The organism is Streptomyces sp. NPDC093795 (assembly GCF_044764665.1).
Lineage (GTDB): Bacteria > Actinomycetota > Actinomycetes > Streptomycetales > Streptomycetaceae > Streptomyces.
The window spans coordinates 149,323-165,806 of the sequence record NZ_JBIWIO010000012.1; the positions used below are offsets into that span (position 1 = coordinate 149,323).

Here is a 16,484-nt window from a genome sequence, read left to right on the forward strand (position 1 = left end):
CGAAGCGGCTTTCCCGGAGCCGTCCCGGCCGGAGCGTCAGAGAAGCTCGCCGTTGAGCGTCGGAAAAGCTCCCCCTGAGCGTCAGAAAAGCTCGCCCTGAGCGCTCTCCGGATCGGCGGCGATCACCGGTGCAACCGGCACCGAGAACTCGCCCCCCTCCTCCCCTTCCCCACCCTTCCCGGCACTCTGGAGCACCCACCCGCCCATCAGCCGGGTGTCGAGGGCGAGACAGCGCCCGGCGGGGTCGAGGAGGTGCACATCGGGCCCGGCGGCGGCGAGCAGCCGTCCGCTGACGACCCCACCGTCGACCAGTTCGGAGACCGTGCCGGCGAGCGGCGGCAACCCGTCGAGACCGAAGGCTTCGACGTGGTCGCGCGGGGCGAACTCCAGCGGTTCCAGGGTCTCCGTCCAGCCGCCGACCGCTGCCGCACGCCGGTGCAGCGCCTCGACCTCCCCGGCCCGGTCGGGCGCGGACGGCAGGGCGTGCCGGGCGGCGCGCTTCCGCTCGTACGCCACCCGGTCGGGGACTCCCAGCGCCTGCCGGAGTACCTCCTCGGTCCGCCGGGCGGCCATCAGCGGCCCCCGCCCGAGCCAGCTGAAGGTGATGGCGCCCTGTTCGAGGAGCCGTGCCTCGCCCCGGGCCTCGGCGGTGATCCCCACCTTGGTCATGCCGGGCCCGAACCAGGCCAGGTACACGCGGTACGGCCGCGGATCGTCCAGGAAGGTGTCGGCGGCGACGGAATGGGCGCGGTCGAGCCGCGCGCACTCCGGGCAGCGCCCACCGGTCGCACGGCCGGGCACGACGGCGTCCAGGGGGCAGGGGTTCCCCCGGGCACCGGGGCAGCGCCGCTCCCCCACGGCCCGGAAGGCGAGCGGTTGCCCGTACGAGAGGGGGCTGACCTTCCCGCCCTGCCACCTCAGCCCGGGCGCCCCGCCGGTCCAGGTGATCCCCCGACAACGCCACTCCACGCCGCTCCTCCTCCACACGCACACCACGGCACGACCCGACGCTCCTGGTGCAAGCTGCCTCTGTGCGAGCACCCCTGCCACAACCGCTGCCCCTGCCCCTGCCCGTGCCACAGCCCCAGCCACAGCCACAGCCACCGTCCCTGCGCCGGCCCCCCAGTCTCCGCCACACCCGCTTCCAGTCCCCGACCAGGAGCCCCAAGGGACATCACCCCGGCGTCTTCGGTCTGGCCAACGCGCTGGCGCGGGAGGGCAGGCTCTCCCCCGAGGAGTACGCCGTCTGGCGCGCGTCGAACGACTGGTACGACGCCCACTTCCCGAACCCCACGGCGACCGACCCCACGGTCTACGACCCGCATCTGAACCCGGGGGCCGCCGCCTGGTTCCGCCCGACGGCGACCGAGGCGCTGGCCCGGGTGACCCCGTACCTGCGCATCCTGCGCGACCACGGCGTGCCCTGCGTACGCCTGGAGTCGGCGCGGCCGGGCAGGATCGTCTACGCGGACGCGTACCAGGTGGTGGCGGTGGCGCCGCAGCCCGGGCGGGTGCCTCAGGGCAGGACGTAGATCCGCGCCCCGCCCCCGTCGGATCCGCCGACCTCCCGTATGCAGCCGCGTTCGACGAGGGTGCGTACGCAGTCCCGGACGCGCTCGCGGGAGAGACCGGTGCGCCGGGTGATGTCCTGGGTCCGGTAGCGGACACCGCCCCGGACCAGGGCGGGGGCGAGGCAGACGGCGACCGTCCGCAGGTCCCCGGCGACGGACCAGGACTCGACGAGCTGCTGCGGGGTGAGCGCTACGGCGGCTCCGGAGCGCTGACGGGGCACGGAGAGCCTCTCAAGGGAGTCGGCGACCCTTGAGAGGCTCCGCCGGGTCTCGCGGAGCAGCTCCGCGTACTCGGCGTGCTCGGCATACGCGGGGGCCTGCTCGTCGAACCGCCCCTCGAGCCGTACGAGAACGTCGACCAGCTCCGGCGGCAGCACGAACCCGGTGTGCACCGGGGAGGGTTCGAGCCCGTAGCCGCCGTACCGCTGGACCGCCGCCACGACCTCGCCCACCCAGGCCCGGAAGGGCCCGGCCTCCGGTCTTCGACACGCCCCGACGAGCTGGACGAGCCCCTGGAGGCTCACCATCCGCGTAGACGCCCTGATCCCGTACCGGCCGGGGAGGCCGGGGAACCCGTCCTTCCCGGTGAGCTCCCGCGCGGGCGCCAGGCACGCCTCGGGCAACGCCACGGTCCGCAGCGCCTCCCGCGACCCGGCGTATCCCAGGCGTTTCGCGACGTCCACCACCGGGAACCAGTGGGCCCCGTCGGGCGCGGTCAGGCGCCGCAGGGGCGCGCCGGTGGCGGCGTACACCAAGTCATCGATGTCGATCGCGTCCATCGAACATCACCTCCGCCACGCAAGTTAGGCCGAAGGCATATTCAACTGACATGCAAATCAGACAGGTTCACCCAAAAGGGGAAGGCCCCCCGGGTTTCCTTGGGAATCCCGGGGGCCTTCCTCCCCCCTCGGCGTCTACTTGGCGACGAACTGCGTGAGGATCGCCTGCACCTCGTAGATGTCGACGCCCTTGGTGAAGGTCTTCTGCACGGGCAGCTGGCTGCCCGAGATCCAGATCTTCAGCTCGGCGTCCAGGTCGAAGGTGCCGGCGGTCTCGACGGCGAAGTGCGTGATGCTCCGGTACGGGATCGAGTGGTACTCGACCTTCTTGCCGGTGATGCCCTGCTTGTCGACCAGCACGAGCCGACGGTCGGTGAAGAAGATCGTGTCGCGGATCAGCAGGTACGCGGCGTGCACCTGCTCCCCCTGCCCGAGCAGCCGCGCGTAGTCCTGCTGCGCCTGCGCCGGATCGATCGCGTGCGCGTTCCCGAAGAGTGCCATGTCCCAGCCCCCACATTCGAAGTGAAAGAACGATCATCCGACCCCGCGTCCCCCGAAGGCAAGGTTCCCGATCGCCGTGTCGGCGGCGGAAGCTAGGATCGCGACCATGGCCCTGACCGTGAACGACATGGATCGGTTCACCGCCTCCACGCCACGCCTGGAGGCCATCGCCTACCGCCTCCTGGGCTCCGCGAGCGAGGCCGAGGACGCCGTCCAGGACACGTTCCTGCGCTGGCAGGCCGCCGACGTGGACCGCATCGAGGTCCCCGAGGCCTGGCTGACGAAGGTCCTCACCAACCTCTGCCTCAACCAGCTCACCTCGGCCCGCGCGCGACGCGAGACGTATGTGGGCCAGTGGCTCCCCGAGCCGCTGCTCGCCGGGGACCCGATGCTCGGCCCCGCCGACACGGCCGAACAGCGCGAATCGCTCTCGTACGCGGTCCTCACCCTCCTCGAGCGCCTCACCCCCAACGAGCGGGCGGTGTACGTGCTGCGGGAGGCCTTCGACTACTCGCACCGGGAGATCGCCGAGATCCTCGACGTCACCGAGGCCGCCAGCCAGCAGATCTTCCACCGCGCCAAGAAGCACATCGCGGACGGCAGGTCCCGCACCGAGGTCGACGAGGCCACCGCCCGGCGGATCGTCGAGGAGTTCCTCGCGGCCGCCACCAGCGGGCAGACCGATCAGCTCGTACGGATGCTCACCAAGGACGCCGTCTCGATCGGCGACGGCGGCGGGAAGGTCCCGGCGCGCGCCAAGGCGTTCGAGGGCGCTGTCGCGGTCGCGAAGTTCATGCGGGGCCTGTTCAAGCCCAGTCCGGCGAAGCGGGCCCTCGTCGGCGGCGCGGCCGAGATCCACATCACGGCGGCCAACGGCGCCCCCGCCCTCGTGGCGGTCGTCGACGGTCTCGTGGTGGGCGTGATGTGCCTGCAGATCGACGCCGAGGGCATCGCCGCGTTCCGCAACCAGGTCAACCCGGACAAGCTCCGGCGTGCGACCCGGCGGTGGGCCGCCGCCGACCACGGGGAACCCCTGTTCACGCTCTCCTGACCCCGATGTGACCTGCTTCACACCGCACCCCTGTCAGGAATCGTCGGGCTGCCCGGTTCAAGGGGCGAAACCCGCGGAAGACAGGAGCACGGACATGCAGCACCGCATCATCGTCCTCGGAGCCGGATACGCCGGAGTCACCGCTGCCGGGCGCATCGCCAAGCGGCTGCACCGCGAGGACATCGCCCTCACCCTCGTCAACGCCGAGCCCGACTTCGTCGAGCGCGTCCGGATGCACCAGCTGGCGGTGGGCCAGGACCTGAGGCCCCGGCCGATCAGCGAGCTGTTCGCGGGCACGGGTGTCGAACTGAAGCTCGCGAAGGTCACCGCCGTGGACGCCGACCGCAAGACGGTCACCGTCACGGCGGCCGTGGACGCGAACGGCACCGGAGAAGCCGCCGGAGCCGGCCGGACGGAGGAACTCCCCTACGACACCCTCGTGTACGCCCTCGGCAGCGGCTGGAACAGCCAGGGCGTCCCCGGCACCGCCGAGCACGCCCACGACATCGCCGGCCGCCCCGGCGCGCTGCGGCTGCGCGAGCGCCTGGCCCGGCTGGACGCCGGACAGCCCGTCGTCGTGGTCGGCGGCGGCCTGACCGGCCTGGAGGCCGTGACCGAGATCGCGGAGGCCCGGCCGGACCTCGACGTCGCCCTCGTCGTCCGCGGCGGCCTCGGCGACTGGCTCTCGCCGAAGGGCCGCGGGCATCTGCGGAAGGTCGTCGACGGGCTCGGCATCACCGTGTACGAGCAGACCGCCGTCACCGCCGTGGCGGCCGACCACGTCACGACCGCCGACGGCACGTCCCTCCCGGCCGCGGTCACCGTCTGGACCACCGGCTTCGCGGCGCACTCCCTCGCGCGGGCCACCACCCTGGAGCTCACGGACGCCGGCCAGATCGTGGTCGACCGGACGATGCGCTCGGTCTCGCACCCCGACGTGTACGCCGTCGGCGACTCCGCCATGGCGCTGGGCCCGGGCGAGAAGCCGCTGCGGATGTCGTGCGCCACGGGCGGCCCCATGGCCTGGCAGGCCGCCGACGCCATCGCGGCCCGCCTGACCGGCGGAAAGATCCCGACGATCTCGCCCCGCTACTTCAACCAGTGCATCTCGCTCGGCCGCCGCGACGGCCTCATCCAGTACGTCACCGCCGACGACCGCGCCGTCAGCACGGCCCTGACGGGCCGACTCGCCGCCACCTACAAGGAACTGGTCTGCAAGGGCGCGGCCTGGGGTCTCACCAAGCCGACCCTCGGCCTCCCGACCCGCCGCCGCCACATCCTGCCCCAGCAGCCCCAGCCGACCCCGACCATCCAGGTACCGGCGTGACGCGCTCGAAGAGCCCGACGGGCCCGCCTGCGAAAGCGCGGGGGCCCGTCTACCTCCCGGCGACGACAGTCAACGCGTAGTCCACACCGGTCGAGAAGTCGCCCGCGCTTCCGCGGATCTTCAGTGAATGCGCTCCTGGAGCCAGGGGCGGCAACTGCACCCACAGGCCGCACCCGGTGGCCGCGAAGCGCCCCGCCTCTCCGGTGACCGGGTTGCCTTCGAGGGCTTGCACCACGATCGAATCGCCCGGGTAGGACTCCGGCTCGACCGCCTTGCCGTCGAGGAGCACGGTGCCCTTCGCGCTCGTCATGAAAGCCGCACAGTCCTCGGGGTCCCCGAAGGAGTTGACGACGGGCGCAAGGAGGGGCCGCCCGCTGGGGACCTCGCACGCGCGCGCGACCTGACCGCCGAAGGTGCCGGCCAGGAACCACACGTCCTGCGGTTGATTGCGCCCGCACGCGCTCCCGTCCTCGTCGGCGACGGGGTTGGTCGCGGACGGCTCCGAGGCCGCCCACGACCACCAACGGCCTTGCAGCTCCGCGGAAGGCAGACCCACCCTCACCGCTGCCGGTGCGGTGCTCGCCGTCACCGGCCCTGCCGCGCCCTCGGGGCCGGGGGCCACCCCTGCCCCACACCCCGCCACGGCCGCCAGCACCACCGCTGCCAGCCCCGCTCTTCCCACTCCGAACCTCATGTCGCCCCTCCCCGACCGGACGCTCCGCCCGGTCGGGTTTCGCTGCCGTACGACGCAACGCAAGAGGCCCGGACTCTCGTCCGGGCCTCTTGTCTGTGTGCACTCGGCAGGATTCGAACCTGCAACCTTCTGATCCGTAGTCAGATGCTCTATCCGTTAAGCTACGAGTGCTTGTTTTTTGTTTTCTTGTCTTCGCTCCCCGGTCTTTCGACCCGCTCGCGGCGACAGGAAGAACATTACATGACTGCCGCCGCCATGTGAAATCCATTGGCCACACCCCTTGTGACCTGCGAAAACGCTCCGCCCAGGGCTCCGGGCCGGGTCGGGGCCCTGGGCCGGGAACGGCCGAAGCCCCGGCCTGGGGCCGGGGCTTCGGTAGGGGCGGAGGCGGAGGGATTTGAACCCTCGATGGGCTTTAAGACCCAAACCGCATTAGCAGTGCGGCGCCATAGACCGGACTAGGCGACGCCTCCATGCACCCCGCGCATACGCGAGTGGTGCGTGCAGATGATGACACAGGCGAACCGGCTGTCACCAATCGATTCTCACCGTACTAGCCCTCCGGGGTCGAGGGCAAAGCCCCACGGCGATCTCCGGGGGAGGCGAGCACGCCCCCGCGGCGACCCCCGGGAGGCGAGGGGCGCACCCCACGGAGACACCTCGGAGGGGTAGGGGCGTACCTCTACGGAGGCACTCCGGGGGTCGAGGGGCGTATCCCACGGAGACCCCCGCGCCCGTCCACGCCCCCCGCGCCCCCCACCCGGCGCACCCCGGTTGCGCAACGCCCCGGCGCCCGGAGCGTTAGACGGGGCGGGGCACGCATGTGCGCGCGCCCGTGCCCGCCGTACACCCTCGCTTCCTGGAGATCCGTATGCTGCGCCGCCTCGCCCTCGCGACCCTCGCCACCACCGCCGCCGGCGCCGCCGGATTCGCCCCGCTGCCGCCACTGCCCCTGCTCTCGCCGTCCACCGACACGCTGACCGTGACGGTCTCCGAGAGCGGCCACCGGGACGCCGACGGCACCTTCGAGCTGACGTGCGACGACCGGGCCGCGGGGAACCACCCGGCCCGTGAGAACGCCTGCGAGCGGCTCGACCAGCTCGCGAAGGCGGGCGGGAACCCGTTCCTGCCGGTGCCCAAGGACCAGCTCTGCACGCAGATGTACGGCGGGCCCGCCGTCGCGCACATCACCGGCACCTGGCAGGGGCGCACGATCGACGCCCGCTTCTCCCGGGCGAACGGCTGCGAGATCGACCGCTGGGAGAACCTGGAGCCGGTCCTTCCCCTCGTCAGGGGATGAGGAGGGGATGAGGAGCCGATGAGGGGGGATGTGGGGTGATACGGAGGGGATGAGGCAGGGGGCACCCCCGGAGGCTCCCTTAGACTCCCTTCCGTGACAGGCTGCGGCCCGCGGGGCAAGATGGGGCCGGCCGGCCGACAGGGCCGGTAGGGCCGTTGGGCAAGCACGTGCAGTGCGTCAGGGAGGAAGCGTCGTCGTGAGCAGCAGGCCATCCCGAGGCGCTGCTCGCCTCGCAGCCATACTCGACGCCCTCCCCGACGGCCTCGTGCTCGTCAACTGCAACGGCACGGTCGTCAACGCCAACACCATCGCCCTCGGCATGTTCGAGACGTCCGGCACCGCACTCGTCGGCCGCGGCCTGCTCGACCTCCTGCCCGACTTCGACTCGCGACTCATCCCCGGGTCCATGCGCCGTCCCGAGGGCATCGACGAGCGGGGCCGTACCAAGCCGACCCGGATGATCGCCCGCCGTACGGACGGCGGCGAGTTCCCCGTCGAGGTGACCAGCGCCAGCCTGGAGGACGGGCGCGAGGCCTACGACTCGTACAGCGGCTACACCGGCGACGAGCTGCTCATGCTGGTCGTACGGGACCTCACCGGCACCCTCGACACCGAGGCCGAACTCGCCCGCTCGCAGCGGCAGACCGAGATGATCCTGCGCGCCGCGGCCGAGGGTGTCGTCGGCACGGACACCGACGGCCGGGTCGTCCTGGTCAACCCCGCCGCCGCGCAGATCCTCGGCTACCGCGCCGGCGAACTCGGCGGCCAGGAGCTGCACCCGCTGATCCTCGCCAAGCGCGCCGACGGCGAGCCCTTCCCGTACGAGGAGTCGCCGCTCGCCGACACCCTCAAGTCGGGTCGCAAGCACCGCGTGCGCGGGCAGGCCCTGTGGTCGAAGAAGGGCGAGCGGGTGCCCGTCGACCTGACGACCGCACCGGTGCGGGACGGCGACCAGCTCGTCGGCGCCGTCATGACCTTCACCGACCGCAGGCCGTACGAGCAGCTCGAAGAGCAGCACGCCGCCGAGCTCACCGAGATCACCGAACGGCACGCCGCCGAACTCGCCGACCGCGCCGAGCGGAACGCGGCGGAACGGGAGGCGCAGCAGGAGCGGTACGCCGCGCTCGCCGCCCGGCACGAGCAGCTCACGGCCGTCCTCGCCGACTCGCTGCGCGGTCCCCTGGAGGAGCTGCGCACCCAGCTGAGTGCCCTCGCCGCCGACGACGCGGGGCAGCTGTGGCCCGAGGCCAACCAGGTCCTGCACCACCTGGCCGCCGGGTACGCCCGGATGACGGCGCTCGTCGACAACGTCCTCGGCTACCAGCGCCTGGACTCCGGCGCGGAGCAGCTCGACAAGCGCGTGACGCTCCTCGACGGGGTCGTGGCGACCGGCATCGACCGGGCCGTCGAGCTGATCGGCCCCGGCCGCGCCCAGTTCGCCGTGCACGCCCCGCCCATCGAGGCCGAGATCGACGCGGCCCGGCTCGCGACGGCGCTCGCACACCTCGTCGCGGACGTCGCGGGCGTCGACGCGACCGGCAAGGACCGTGCCGCCGCCCAGGGCTCCGCATCCGCCGACTCCACGGTCGTCGTCGCCGCCGCACAGCGCGGTGACGTCGTACGGATCGAGGTCCGCGGCCCGTACGCGGGCGGCGACCCCGTCCACGGGCCCGTCGTACGCGGAATCGTGGCGGCGCACCGCGGTGTCGTGCAGACCCACGAGGTGCCGGGGACGAGCGGCGGCGCGTACGTCCTCGAAGTCCCGCTCGGTGCCGGGCGGGGCACCGTCCCCGCGGCCGAGACGCGGGCCGCGGCCCCGGCCGGTGGTGGCCGTGAGGCCCTCGCGCTGCCCGTCCAGGCCGGCGCTCCCTACACGCCCCCGGCCGCCGACTCCTCCATGGAGACCTCCGGTGGAGGGCGGCGACGGGCCCGGCGCGGCTCCACCGACGCCTTCCTGGAGAGCGCGGTCGTCCCCGAGCGCGGTACGGAACCCAGCGGGCGCCGCCGTGCCCGTACGGGAGAGGCCGCCGCCGGACCCGCTGAGCTGATCCCGGCCCAGCAGAACGCGGCCGCCGATTCCGTCCCCGCTTCTTCTGTACCTCAGGCTTCCTCTCTGCCTCCTGCTTCTTCTGTACCTCCTGCTTCTTCTGTTTCCGCTGCTTCTTCTGGCGCTTCCGCCGGGTCCGGCGTCGAGCCGACCGGGCGTCGGCGGGGTCGGCCCGCCGAGGGGTCCGTGGTGACCGCCGCCGAAGGTGCGCAGGGGCGGGCCGCGCTCGGTGCCGCCGTGCCGCCGCAGGGCGTACCCGTCGAGCCCTCGGGGGCGCCCGCCCTGGCCGCCCGTGCCCTGCCGGCTGTCGCTTCCGGTTCCGGTTCGGGTTCCGGTTCGGGTGAGGGTGCGGCGGAGGGGCAGCCGAGCGGGCGCCGTCGGCGTGCGCTGGCCGCCGCTCAGGAGCGTGCTGCGGCGGCCGAGGCCGGGCCCCGGACGCCGTTCGCGCTCCCGCCCGCCGACGCCGACCGCCCCGAGCCGGTGGCCGGGCCGGTCGCCGGACCGCTGCCGCTTTCCGACGAGGGGCAGCACGAGGCCGTACGAGGTCTCCCGGGCACTGATCACACGCCTCCGCAGCCTCATCCCCATGCGCATCCGCACGCACAGCCGCAGGGGGCTGTTCCCCCGGCCATGCCCCCGGCCGAACCGACCGGGCGTCGTCGGGCCGTCGCGCCTCCGCGGCCGGAGCCGGAGCCCCATCCGCAGCCGCAGCCGCAGCCGCAGCCGCCGGCCACGCCCCGTAACAGCACGGGTTCCGGTACCGGTTCCGTTCCGCTGCCGCCCGAACTGCCCATGCCCAAGGACTCCACCCAGGGGCGGGCGTTCAGCGTCCGCACCCTCGGGCAGGGTGTCCCCTTCGTCCCTCCGGCCGCCGCGGCAGCACCTCCCGCTCCCCCGGCACCGGCAGCACCCGCCGTACCCGTCGTGCCTCCGGTCACGACAGCCCCTTCAACCCCGGCGGCCCCCGCGGCCCCTGGCGCGCCCTCCAACGGCTCCGGGCGGCGGCGTAAGCTCGCCACCCCGCCGGAGGTCGACCCGCCCGGCCCGGCCGCCGCGCTCCCCGCACCCGCCACGGGCGAGGCCAGGCCGCACCCGCAGCAGGCGGAACCGTCCCCGCAGTCCGAGTCCGCGCTCGGGCTCGCCCCCGCCGCCCCCGAAGGCCGCGCGTACGCCATAGGAGCGCCCGCCGAGGGTTCCGCCGAGGGCCCCGAACCGCTCGACGGCCCCGGTGGAGCCGTCGAGGTCGCCAACCGGCCCGCCCCGCGTCCGGTCGACGACGAGCTGCCGCCCGAGCCCCTCGACAACCCGCGCAGGCTGCTCGTCTGGCCCGCGCCCGACGTCTCCACGCAGCAGGCGCTGAGCGACCGCGGCTACCGGCCGGTGATCGTGCACTCCCGTGAGGAGGTCGACGCCCAGATCGCCGCCTTCCCCGCCGCGCTCTTCGTCGACCCGCTGACCGGCCCCATCACCCGTACCGCACTCCAGTCGCTGCGCCAGGCCGCCGTCGCCGCCGAGGTTCCGGTGCTGCTCGCGGCCGGTCTCGGTCAGGCGACCCGGGAGGCCGCGTACGGCGCCGATCCGGCCGTACTCCTCAAGGCGCTCGCACCGCGCGACAGCGAGCAACACCCGTCCCGCGTCCTGCTGATCGAGGAACACGACGACATCGCCGAGGCGCTCGCGGCCACCCTGGAGCGGCGCGGGATGCAGGTCGCGCGGGCCGCCACGGACACGGAAGCGGTCGCCCTGGCCACGCAGACACGGCCGAACCTGGTGGTGATGGACCTGATGCAGGTGCGCCGCCGCCGCGCCGGGATCATCGACTGGCTGCGGGCGAACGGCCAGCTCAACCGCACCCCGCTCGTCGTCTACACCTCGGTCGACCTCGCCGACGAGGAGCTGCCGGAGCTGTCCTCCGGCGAGACGGTCCTCTTCCTCGCCGAGCGTTCGAACAGCGCCGAGGTCCAGGCCCGGATCGTCGACCTGCTCGCGAAGATCGGCACCAACTAGAAGAACGGGTATGGGGAGGGCTTTCGCCCTCCCCATACCCGTTCACCGGGCGCTGCTACAGCTCGGTCACGTCCAGCTCGCCCTCCGCGTACTGCCTGCGGATGACCTTCTTGTCGAACTTGCCCACGCTCGTCTTCGGCACCGCCGGCACGATCGCCCAGCGCTCCGGCAGCTGCCACCTGGCGATGCCGCCCTCGTCGCCGAGGAAGGCCTTCAGCGTCTCGTAGTCCGCCGTCGCCCCCTCCTTGAGGACGACGGTCGCCAGCGGCCGCTCGCCCCACTTCTCGTCCGGCACGGCGACGACGGCGGCCTCGGCGACCTCCGGGTGCGCCATGAGCGCGTTCTCCAGCTCGACGCTGGAGATCCACTCGCCGCCCGACTTGATGACGTCCTTGGCGCGGTCGGTGAGGGTGAGGAAGCCGTCGGGGCTGATCACGCCGACGTCGCCGGTCTTGAGCCAGCCGTCCTCGCTGAACTTGTCGGCCGGCCGGATGGCCTCCGCGTCGATGCCGCCGAAGTACGAGCCCGCGATCCAGGTGCCACGCACCTCCAGCTCACCTGCCGACTCGCCGTCCCAGGGCAGGTGGTCGCCGCCGGGGCCGACCAGACGCGCCTCGACGCCGGCCGGGAAGCGGCCCTGCGTGACCCGGTACGGCCACTCCTCCTCCGCGGTCAGGCCGTGCGGCGGGTGGGCCATCGTGCCCAGCGGGGAGGTCTCGGTCATGCCCCAGGCGTGGCAGAGGCGGACGCCGAGCCGGTCGTACGCCTCCATGAGCGAGGGCGGACAGGCCGCGCCGCCGATGGTGACCTGCTTCATGGAGGAGAGGTCGCGGGGGTTGGCGGTGACCTCGGCGAGCAGGCCCTGCCAGATGGTGGGGACGGCGGCCGCGTGGCTCGGCTTCTCGCGCTCGATCATGTCGGCGAGCGGGGCGGGCTGGAGGAAACGGTCCGGCATGAGCATGTTGACGCCGGTCATGAAGGTGGCGTGCGGCAGGCCCCAGGCGTTGACGTGGAACTGCGGCACGACGACGAGGGTCGTGTCCTTGCCGGTCAGGCCCATCGACTCGGCCATGTTCACCTGCATCGAGTGCAGGTAGATCGAGCGGTGGGAGTAGACGACGCCCTTCGGGTCACCGGTGGTGCCGGAGGTGTAGCACATGGCGGCGGCCGAACGCTCGTCGAGCTCGGGCCAGTCGTACGTGGTCGGACGGCCGGCGATCAGCTCCTCGTAGTCGTGGACGCGCGGGGCCGCGCCGTCCAGGACGGAACGGTCCCCGGGGCCCGCGACCACGATGTGCTCGATCGTCGGCAGGTGCGGCAGCAGCGGGGCGAGGAGCGGGAGCAGGGAGCCGTTGACGAGCACGACCCGGTCGGCGGCGTGGTTGACGATCCACACCAGCTGCTCGGGGGGCAGACGGAGGTTCAGGGTGTGCAGGACCGCACCCATGGAGGGAATCGCGAAGTATGCCTCGACATGCTCCGAGTTGTTCCACATCAGGGTGGCGATCCGCTGGTCGCCGGTGACCCCGAGTTCGTCGCGCAGGGCGTTGGCCAGCTGGTGCGCGCGCGCCCCGGCTTCCGCGAACGTGCGGCGCTGCGGCTCGGGCTCGCCCGTCCAGGTGGTGATGGTGGACTTCCCGTGAATCGTCATCCCGTGCTTGAGGATGCGGCTCACGGTCAGCTGTACGTCCTGCATGGTGCTGTACACGGGGCGTCCTCCCGGTGGGCGCTACGTGGCAGAAAGGGTGTGGAGATTCTGCGCACATACCACGCGGTATGTCACTACCCGGGAGTACCAAAATTGCCAGTGATTGCTGGCGGGAGCCGCCGGAGGCCGCCGATCGCTACCGTACGGGGGTCAGTTCCGGGTCCTCGCGGAGTTTGCCGAGCGCCCTGGACACCGCGCTCTTCACCGTGCCGACCGACACCCCGAGCACCTCGGCGGTCTGGGCCTCGCTGAGGTCCTCGTAGTACCTGAGGACGACCATCTGGCGCTGCCGCTCCGGAAGCTTCATCACCGCGCGCCACATCGCGTCGTGCAGCACCTGCCGCTCGGCCGGGTCCGGCTCCGGCAGGCCCGCGGGCTCGGGCAGCTCCTCGCAGGCGAACTCGTCGACCTTGCGCTTGCGCCACTGGGACGTACGGGTGTTCAGCAGCGCGCGGCGGACGTAACCGTCCAGGGCACGGTGGTCCTCGATGCGCTCCCAGGCGACGAAGGTCTTGGCCAGCGCGGTCTGCAGCAGGTCCTCGGCGTCGCAGGGGTTGGCGGTCAGGGAACGCGCGGTGCGCAGGAGCACGGGCCCCCGCGCCCGTACGTACGAGGAGAAGGTCGGGTACGACGCGAACTGCGAGGCACCGGCGCAGACGGGGCCAGAGGGTGGCGGAGTCATGACTCCACGCTAGGAGGGGAGGGGCACCCGGGAAATCGGCCCCAGGTCCCGACCCGCAGTCCGCCTCAGGTTGTAGGGGTGGGGACCGCTCCACCTCCTCTGGGTGGAGACCCCCCGGGGGCACCTCAGGGTCGGGGCTGGGGAGAGGGCGACGGTCCGGCCGCCGCCAGGGCCGCTCGGTCGGCCGTCGCCTCAGCCGTCCGTGCCCAGGATCAGCCCGGACGTGGGAACCCCCGTGCCCGCCGTGACCAGGGTCCGCTCCGCGCCGGGTATCTGGTTCACGGAGGTGCCGCGGACCTGCCGTACCGCCTCCGCTATGCCGTTCATGCCGTGCAGGTAGGCCTCGCCGAGCTGCCCGCCGTGCGTGTTCAGCGGGAGCGCGTCGGCCGCGACGAAGTCGGCCGCCTCCCCCGGTCCGCAGAAGCCGAACTCCTCCAGCTGCATGAGTACGAACGGGGTGAAGTGGTCGTAGAGGATGCCCACGTCGATGTCGGACGGGGTGAGCCCGGCGGTCCGCCAGAGCTGCCGGGCCACCACGCCCATCTCCGGGAGCCCGGTCAGGCCGTCCCGGTAGAAGCTGGTCATCGCCTCCTGTTTCCGTCCGGCGCCCTGAGCCGCCGCCAGGATCACCGCGGGCGGGTTCGGCAGGTCGCGGGCGCGCTCGACGGAGGTGACGACGATCGCCTGGCCGCCGTCGGTCTCCTGGCAGCAGTCGAGGAGCCGGAGCGGTTCGACGATCCAGCGCGAGGCCGCGTGGTCGGCGAGGGTGATCGGCTTCCCGTGGAAGTACGCGGCGGGGTTACGGGCGGCGTGGCGCCGGTCGGTGACGGCGACGTGCCCGAAGGCGTCCGGGGTCAGGCCGTAGGTGTGCAGGTACCGTTGGGCGGCCATCGCGACCCAGGAGGCCGGGGTGAGCAGTCCGAAGGGCAGCTGCCAGCCGAGCGCGGCTCCCTCGGCGGAGGGCTCGCGCTGCTGGACACCGGAGCCGAAGCGGCGGCCTGAGCGCTCGTTGAACGCCCGGTAGCAGACGACGACCTCGGCGACCCCGGCGGCGACGGCGAGCGCGGCCTGCTGCACGGTCGCGCAGGCCGCCCCGCCTCCGTAGTGCACGCGGGAGAAGAAGGACAGCTCGCCCATGCCGGAGGCCTGGGCGACGGTGATCTCCGGGTTGGTGTCCATGGTGAAGGTGACCAGGCCGTCGACGTCGGCGGGGGCGAGGCCGGCGTCGTCGAGGGCCGCCCGCACCGCCTCGACGGCGAGGGAGAGCTCGCTGCGGCCCGAGTCCTTGGAGAACTCGGTCGCCCCGATGCCCACGACGGCCGCCCGGCCGCCCAGTCCGTCCCGCGTGCGGAGGCTCATCGTGGGACCTCCACGGTGACCGTCCCGGTGACGTGGTGCCCGAGCCCGTTGGCACCGACGACCCGGACGTGTGCCGTGTCTCCGTCCACCTCGGTCACCGTGCCGGTCAGGACCATGGTGTCGCCGGGGTGGTTGGGGGCGCCGAGCCGGATGGCGACCTTGCGGAGGACGGAGCGGGGGCCGAAGTGGTCGGTGATGTACCGGCCGACGAGGCCGTTGGTGGTGAGGATGTTCATGAAGATGTCCGGGGAGCCCTTCTCCCGCGCCAGCTCGGCGTCGTGGTGCACGTCCTGGTAGTCGCGGGAGGCGACGGCCCCGGCGACGATCAGGGTGCGGGTGATCGGGATGGTCAGCGGCGGCAACTCGTCCCCGACCTTCATGACAGGCCCCCTTCCGCGATCGGTCCGCCGAGACTCATGACAGGTCCCCTTCCGCCAGCAGTCCGCCGAGTTCGGCGAGGAGTTCGGTGCCGGAGCCGAGGTAGGCGTCGAGCTGCCGGCCCCAGAGGAAGTGCCGGTGGACGGGGTGGTCGAGGTCCGCCCCCATGCCCCCGTGCAGATGCTGCCCGGCGTGCACGACCCGCTTCCCCGCCTCCGAGGCCCACCAGGCAGCCGTCAGAGCGGCCCCGGCGGCGTCCAGGCCCGCGTCGAAACGCCAGGCGGCCTCGTACGCGGTGACCCGGATGGCCTCGGTGTCCATATGGGCGTTGGCGGCCCGGAGTTGGACGGCCTGGTGGGTGCAGAGCGGGCGGCCGAACTGCTCCCGTACGGAGGTGTACTCCACGGCTCTGGCCAGCGAACCCGCGCAGACCCCCGCCTGAAGTCCGGCGAACGCGATCCGAGCCGCGGCGAGCACGTCCTCGTAGGCATCGAACCCCCCGAGTCGCTCCGCCGGCGCCCCGTCCAGGAGGAGCCGGGCGGCGGACCAGGGTGCGGTGAGCTCGACCGGCTCGACGCGGGCCGCGTCCTCGACGCGGACCAGCCACAGGGCACGGTCCGCGTCCGGCACGAGGACATGCGTGGCGTCCCGCAGCCACGGCACCCAGTCCACGGCCCCGACGAGCCGCCGGGTGCCGCCGCCGTCGTCGCGCGCGGTGACGGTGCCGGGCGCCGGGAACGCTCCTGTCACCACCGCCGTACCGTCGCGGAGGCCCGGCAGGAGCCGGGCCCGCTGCTCGTCCGTACCGTGCCGGGTGACGCCGAGGAGCCCGTACACCACGCTCGCGACGAAGGGCACCTGGGCCGTCACACGCCCCTGTTCCTCCAGGAGGAGCACCAGGCCGAGCAGGCCGGTCTCCTCGACGGCGCCGGGGAGACCGGCGGCGCAGAGCGCCTTCCAGAGCTCGGCGTCGGTGCCGGTGCCGGCCGCCCTGAGCCGCTCGTGGGTGGCGAGATCCGCGAAGATCCGGCCGGCCAGCTCCCGAGCGGCCCCCTGCTCCTCGGTGGGGGTGAAGTCCAT

14 protein-coding genes and 2 tRNA genes are annotated in these 16,484 nt (G+C 72.9%); 5 read left to right on the top strand and 11 right to left on the bottom strand.

Features of this window, described 5'->3' with window-relative positions; translation table 11 throughout:
- Window positions 1–81: 81 nt before the first annotated feature.
- The gene (locus ACIRB7_RS28760; protein ID WP_403604063.1) at window positions 82–969 is read right to left on the bottom strand and encodes a DUF2797 domain-containing protein; all 888 of its coding nucleotides are present in this window, start codon (window positions 967–969) and stop codon (window positions 82–84) included.
- Window positions 970–1,109: 140 nt separating this feature from the next.
- On the opposite strand from ACIRB7_RS28760, the gene ACIRB7_RS28765 reads away from it, so the two are divergent.
- Window positions 1,110–1,532: a hypothetical protein gene (locus ACIRB7_RS28765; protein ID WP_403604379.1), complete on the top strand. Its 423-nt coding sequence runs from the start codon at window positions 1,110–1,112 to the stop codon at window positions 1,530–1,532.
- Here ACIRB7_RS28765 and ACIRB7_RS28770 read toward each other — a convergent pair.
- Together ACIRB7_RS28770 and ACIRB7_RS28775 are read right to left on the bottom strand one after the other, a co-directional pair.
- Window positions 1,517–2,350 carry a BRO family protein gene (locus tag ACIRB7_RS28770; protein WP_403604066.1) on the bottom strand — a complete coding sequence of 278 codons (834 nt, stop codon included), beginning with the start codon at window positions 2,348–2,350 and terminating at the stop codon, window positions 1,517–1,519. The two genes, ACIRB7_RS28765 and ACIRB7_RS28770, sit on opposite strands and share 16 nt — an antisense overlap.
- Window positions 2,351–2,485: 135 nt before the next feature.
- Entirely contained in the window at window positions 2,486–2,851 is a 366-nt protein-coding gene (locus ACIRB7_RS28775; RefSeq protein WP_030549674.1) for a PH domain-containing protein, read from the bottom strand.
- A 106-nt stretch (window positions 2,852–2,957) separates the two neighbouring features.
- Between ACIRB7_RS28775 and ACIRB7_RS28780 the strand changes: the two genes are divergently transcribed.
- Both ACIRB7_RS28780 and ACIRB7_RS28785 read left to right on the top strand, forming a co-directional pair.
- Complete coding sequence (locus ACIRB7_RS28780) at window positions 2,958–3,902, top strand: RNA polymerase sigma-70 factor (protein WP_403604070.1); 945 nt, start codon at window positions 2,958–2,960, stop codon at window positions 3,900–3,902.
- A 94-nt stretch (window positions 3,903–3,996) separates the two neighbouring features.
- Window positions 3,997–5,229: an NAD(P)/FAD-dependent oxidoreductase gene (locus ACIRB7_RS28785; protein WP_403604073.1), complete on the top strand. Its 1,233-nt coding sequence runs from the start codon at window positions 3,997–3,999 to the stop codon at window positions 5,227–5,229.
- A gap of 49 nt (window positions 5,230–5,278) precedes the next feature.
- On the opposite strand, the gene ACIRB7_RS28790 is transcribed toward ACIRB7_RS28785, so the two are convergent.
- The 3 genes from ACIRB7_RS28790 to ACIRB7_RS28800 form a co-directional block, all read right to left on the bottom strand.
- A complete protein-coding gene (locus ACIRB7_RS28790) occupies window positions 5,279–5,923 on the bottom strand; it encodes a signal protein (RefSeq protein ID WP_403604076.1) in 645 nt (214 codons plus the stop codon).
- A 98-nt stretch (window positions 5,924–6,021) separates the two neighbouring features.
- Window positions 6,022–6,094: transfer RNA gene (locus tag ACIRB7_RS28795), tRNA-Arg, on the bottom strand.
- Between the two features lie 211 nt (window positions 6,095–6,305).
- Window positions 6,306–6,396, bottom strand: a tRNA-Ser gene (locus tag ACIRB7_RS28800).
- 398 nt (window positions 6,397–6,794) lie between these two features.
- Here ACIRB7_RS28800 and ACIRB7_RS28805 point away from each other — a divergent pair.
- Both ACIRB7_RS28805 and ACIRB7_RS28810 read left to right on the top strand, forming a co-directional pair.
- Window positions 6,795–7,223 carry an SSI family serine proteinase inhibitor gene (locus tag ACIRB7_RS28805; RefSeq protein WP_403604382.1) on the top strand — a complete coding sequence of 143 codons (429 nt, stop codon included), beginning with the start codon at window positions 6,795–6,797 and terminating at the stop codon, window positions 7,221–7,223.
- Window positions 7,224–7,419: 196 nt separating this feature from the next.
- Entirely contained in the window at window positions 7,420–11,277 is a 3,858-nt protein-coding gene (locus ACIRB7_RS28810; protein WP_403604079.1) for a PAS domain-containing protein, read from the top strand.
- A gap of 55 nt (window positions 11,278–11,332) precedes the next feature.
- Here the strand turns inward: ACIRB7_RS28810 and ACIRB7_RS28815 are convergent, their stop codons facing one another.
- The 5 genes from ACIRB7_RS28815 to ACIRB7_RS28835 form a co-directional block, all read right to left on the bottom strand.
- Window positions 11,333–12,985 carry a long-chain fatty acid--CoA ligase gene (locus ACIRB7_RS28815; protein ID WP_403604082.1) on the bottom strand — a complete coding sequence of 551 codons (1,653 nt, stop codon included), beginning with the start codon at window positions 12,983–12,985 and terminating at the stop codon, window positions 11,333–11,335.
- 136 nt (window positions 12,986–13,121) lie between these two features.
- Window positions 13,122–13,667: a SigE family RNA polymerase sigma factor gene (locus ACIRB7_RS28820; RefSeq protein ID WP_403604085.1), complete on the bottom strand. Its 546-nt coding sequence runs from the start codon at window positions 13,665–13,667 to the stop codon at window positions 13,122–13,124.
- A 192-nt stretch (window positions 13,668–13,859) separates the two neighbouring features.
- Window positions 13,860–15,026 (bottom strand): lipid-transfer protein, encoded by a 1,167-nt coding sequence (locus ACIRB7_RS28825; protein ID WP_403604088.1) that lies wholly within the window; start codon window positions 15,024–15,026, stop codon window positions 13,860–13,862.
- Complete coding sequence (locus tag ACIRB7_RS28830; RefSeq protein WP_403604091.1) at window positions 15,023–15,406, bottom strand: MaoC family dehydratase; 384 nt, start codon at window positions 15,404–15,406, stop codon at window positions 15,023–15,025. The genes ACIRB7_RS28825 and ACIRB7_RS28830 overlap by 4 nt, the downstream gene beginning before the upstream one ends.
- Window positions 15,407–15,440: 34 nt before the next feature.
- Entirely contained in the window at window positions 15,441–16,484 is a 1,044-nt protein-coding gene (locus ACIRB7_RS28835; RefSeq protein WP_403604094.1) for an acyl-CoA dehydrogenase family protein, read from the bottom strand.

Excerpts from the sequence above, each read along its gene's own strand:
- ACIRB7_RS28770 (WP_403604066.1), bottom strand. The coding sequence starts at position 2,350 with ATGGACGCGATCGACATCGATGACTTGGTGTACGCCGCCACCGGCGCG.
- ACIRB7_RS28775 (WP_030549674.1), bottom strand. The coding sequence starts at position 2,851 with ATGGCACTCTTCGGGAACGCGCACGCGATCGATCCGGCGCAGGCGCAG.
- ACIRB7_RS28780 (WP_403604070.1), top strand. The coding sequence starts at position 2,958 with ATGGCCCTGACCGTGAACGACATGGATCGGTTCACCGCCTCCACGCCA.
- ACIRB7_RS28785 (WP_403604073.1), top strand. The coding sequence starts at position 3,997 with ATGCAGCACCGCATCATCGTCCTCGGAGCCGGATACGCCGGAGTCACC.
- ACIRB7_RS28790 (WP_403604076.1), bottom strand. The coding sequence starts at position 5,923 with ATGAGGTTCGGAGTGGGAAGAGCGGGGCTGGCAGCGGTGGTGCTGGCG.
- ACIRB7_RS28805 (WP_403604382.1), top strand. The coding sequence starts at position 6,795 with ATGCTGCGCCGCCTCGCCCTCGCGACCCTCGCCACCACCGCCGCCGGC.
- ACIRB7_RS28820 (WP_403604085.1), bottom strand. The coding sequence starts at position 13,667 with ATGACTCCGCCACCCTCTGGCCCCGTCTGCGCCGGTGCCTCGCAGTTC.
- ACIRB7_RS28825 (WP_403604088.1), bottom strand. The coding sequence starts at position 15,026 with ATGAGCCTCCGCACGCGGGACGGACTGGGCGGCCGGGCGGCCGTCGTG.
- ACIRB7_RS28830 (WP_403604091.1), bottom strand. The coding sequence starts at position 15,406 with ATGAAGGTCGGGGACGAGTTGCCGCCGCTGACCATCCCGATCACCCGC.
- ACIRB7_RS28835 (WP_403604094.1), bottom strand. The coding sequence starts at position 16,484 with ATGGACTTCACCCCCACCGAGGAGCAGGGGGCCGCTCGGGAGCTGGCC.